Source organism: Limnoglobus sp. (genome assembly GCF_059499385.1).
In genome coordinates, this window is record NZ_JCABYM010000080.1 from 1 (window position 1) to 2,547 (window position 2,547).

General features: G+C 74.0%; 4 protein-coding genes. 1 reads left to right on the forward strand and 3 read right to left on the reverse strand.

Annotated features, from left to right (window positions below):
- Positions 1 to 85: 85 nt before the first annotated feature.
- Genes AC5JJ2_RS14425 through AC5JJ2_RS14435 form a run of 3 tightly spaced genes read right to left on the reverse strand, consistent with a single transcriptional unit; the run spans position 86 to position 1,850 of the window.
- On the reverse strand, positions 86 to 811 hold the full coding sequence (locus AC5JJ2_RS14425) for an energy-coupling factor ABC transporter ATP-binding protein (RefSeq protein WP_495858703.1): 726 nt from the start codon (positions 809 to 811) through the stop codon (positions 86 to 88).
- Positions 808 to 1,524, reverse strand: coding sequence for an energy-coupling factor transporter transmembrane component T family protein (locus AC5JJ2_RS14430; protein WP_495858704.1), 717 nt, complete (start codon positions 1,522 to 1,524; stop codon positions 808 to 810). Before AC5JJ2_RS14430 ends, AC5JJ2_RS14425 begins: the two co-directional genes overlap by 4 nt.
- The gene (locus AC5JJ2_RS14435) at positions 1,521 to 1,850 is read right to left on the reverse strand and encodes a DUF2934 domain-containing protein (RefSeq protein ID WP_495858705.1); all 330 of its coding nucleotides are present in this window, start codon (positions 1,848 to 1,850) and stop codon (positions 1,521 to 1,523) included. Before AC5JJ2_RS14435 ends, AC5JJ2_RS14430 begins: the two co-directional genes overlap by 4 nt.
- Before the next feature lie 90 nt (positions 1,851 to 1,940).
- On the opposite strand from AC5JJ2_RS14435, the gene AC5JJ2_RS14440 reads away from it, so the two are divergent.
- Positions 1,941 to 2,435, forward strand: a complete 495-nt coding sequence (locus tag AC5JJ2_RS14440; RefSeq protein ID WP_495858706.1) for a GNAT family N-acetyltransferase — start codon at positions 1,941 to 1,943, stop codon at positions 2,433 to 2,435.
- Positions 2,436 to 2,547: the final 112 nt, after the last annotated feature.

A 2,547-nucleotide genomic window follows, 5' to 3' on the forward strand; every position in this document is an offset into this window, starting at 1 on the left:
TTGCCGGCGGGGTTTTGCGACCCCCAAAGCCCCGCCGGCAAGCCGGCGGCTATATAGGGGTCGTCTTCCGCTCGCGTGGTCGGACCTACTTTGCACGTATTCGGTACGGCACTTCCAGCCCGTGCGTGTCCATCAATCGCTCGTCCGCGAGCAGCGCCGCGGCCGGGCCGTCGGCGACGAGCTTGCCGCCGTCCAACACCAGCACCCGCGGGCAGGTGTCGAGGACCAACTCCAGGTCGTGCGTCGCGATCAGCTTCGTGCCCGGCAGCGCGGCCATCAGCCGGATCAGTTCCCGCCGGCCGCGGGGGTCGAGGAACATCGACGGCTCGTCCAGCAGCAGCACGTCCGGCTTCATGGACAGCACGGTCGCCACGGCCGCCCGCCGCTTCTCGCCGCCGGACAGGTGGTGCGGCACGCGGTCGCCGTGGCCCGGCAGCCCGACCGCCGCCAGCGCCTCGGCCGTGCGGGTTCGCACGTCTGGTTCCGACAGGCCGAGGTTGAGCGGGCCGAACGCCACGTCGTCGAAGACGGTCGGGCTGAAGAGTTGGTCGTCCGGGTTCTGGAACACGACGCCGACGGCCGCGGGCAGCTTCCGCCGCTGCTGCGGGTCGGCCGGGTCGAGGCCGGCGACGACCGCCTGCCCCCGCGGCCCGCCGAGGACGCCGCACAGCCGCAGGAACAGCGTCGTCTTGCCCGCGCCGTTCGGCCCGACCAGCGCGACGCTCTCGCCGGCGGCGATGTCGAACGTCACCCCGTCGAGGGCCGTGCGGCCGTCGGCGAACCGGTGCGTCAGGGCGGCGGCGCGGATCACGACAGGCGCTCCCAGGCGACGAGGGCGATTGTACCACCCGCGACCGCGAGGAACGCGGCCACGTCCGCGGCGGTCGTATGGAACGGCGAGAGCATCCGCGGCGTGCCGTCGAACCCGCGGCACTTCATCGCCGCCGCGACCGTGTCCGCGTGGTCGCCGCCGCGGACCAGGAGCGCCCCGGCCGCGTGGCCGAGCGTGCGGTACGTGTGCGCGTTCGTCCGCAACTTGAACGCCCGCGTCCGCATCGCGAGCCGCAGCCGGCGGGCTTCCGCGAACAGCGCGAAGGCGTACCGGTAGGCCAGCTGCGCGACGAGGACGAGCACGCCGGGCAGCCCCATCGCGCGGGCGGCGGCGAACGTCCGCGGCAGCGGCGCGGTGCTCGCCACGACGAACGCGATTAGCCCGATGGTCACGCACCGCAGCGCGACGAGCGCGGCGACGGCCAACCCGCCGTCCACGGTGAACGGCAGTACCAGCACGAACGGCAGCACGGCGAAGAGGAGCAGCCCGATTCGTTCGACGGTTCGGCGAAGTGACAGGCGGGAAAGAGTGACGACGCCGAGGGACGCGGCGAACGCGGCGAGGAGCGGGAGCGGCTGTCGCAGGACGGCGACGGCGGCGGCGAACAGGAGCGCCGCCGCCAGCTTCCACCGGGCGTCCCAGCGGGCCACCGGCGAGTCGGGGGCGCGGGCGTCGCGGACGGCGAGCGTCACGACACGGCGGTCGGCTGCGGGGCCTGCTCGGCGGCCAGCTCGCGGACGGCCTGCTGCCAGTCGTGCTCGGCCGTGCCGGTCGGCCGGCCGTTGCGGACCCAGATGTCGTATGCCCGCTCAGCGACCTTGTCGCGGGCCAGGCCGCCGCCGTCGGCCGGGTTGTCGGCGCTGACCGTGAACGGCCCGAGGACTTCGCCCGCCGGTTCGGCCGACTTCGGCTTCGGCGTCGTGTTCGCGGCCGCCGTCACGATCCGGCGGATGACCGCGTTCCGCTCCGACCGGTCCGTCGCGCGCTTCTTGCCGTCCCCGAACAACCACTGGAACATGACCACCTCTCCTCGTCGCGGGCAACATCTTAGCATAGCTTACAACCCCGGATCGGCGCGGTTTCGCGCCGTCGGTAAAATTGAACCGCCATGCTCACCATCCGCCCCGCGACCCGTGCCGACGACGACGCGATCTGGGACATCTTCCGGGCCGTCACCGCCCCCGGCGACGCGTTCGTGTTCGCCCCGGACACGCCGCGGGAGGTCGCGCTCGGCTACTGGTTCCAGCCGGGCGGGTTCCCGTTCGTGGCGGAACACGAGGGGCGGGTCGTCGGGGCGTACCTCATCAAGCCGAACCAGCCGGGGCTGGGGGCGCACGTGGCGAACGGGGCGTACATGGTGTCGCCGGCGGCCCGCGGCCTCGGCGTCGGCCGCGCGATGGGCGAGCACTCGCTGCGGGAGGCGAAGCGGGCGGGGTTCCGGGCGGTGCAGTTCAACGCGGTGGTTTCAACGAACGAGGCGGCCGTGAAGCTGTGGACGGCCCTCGGCTTCCGGGTGCTGGCCCGCCTGCCGGCGGCGTTCCGGCATACCGTTCACGGCTACGTCGATCTGCTCGTGATGTTCCGGGAGCTGGACGACGTGTGACGAAGGCGAGCGTCGGGGGGGGGGGCCCCCCGGGGGGGGGCCCCCCCCCCCCCCCGCCGCCGGGGGGGGCGCCCCCCCCCCCCCGCCGCCCCCCCCCGCCGCTGCCCCCCCC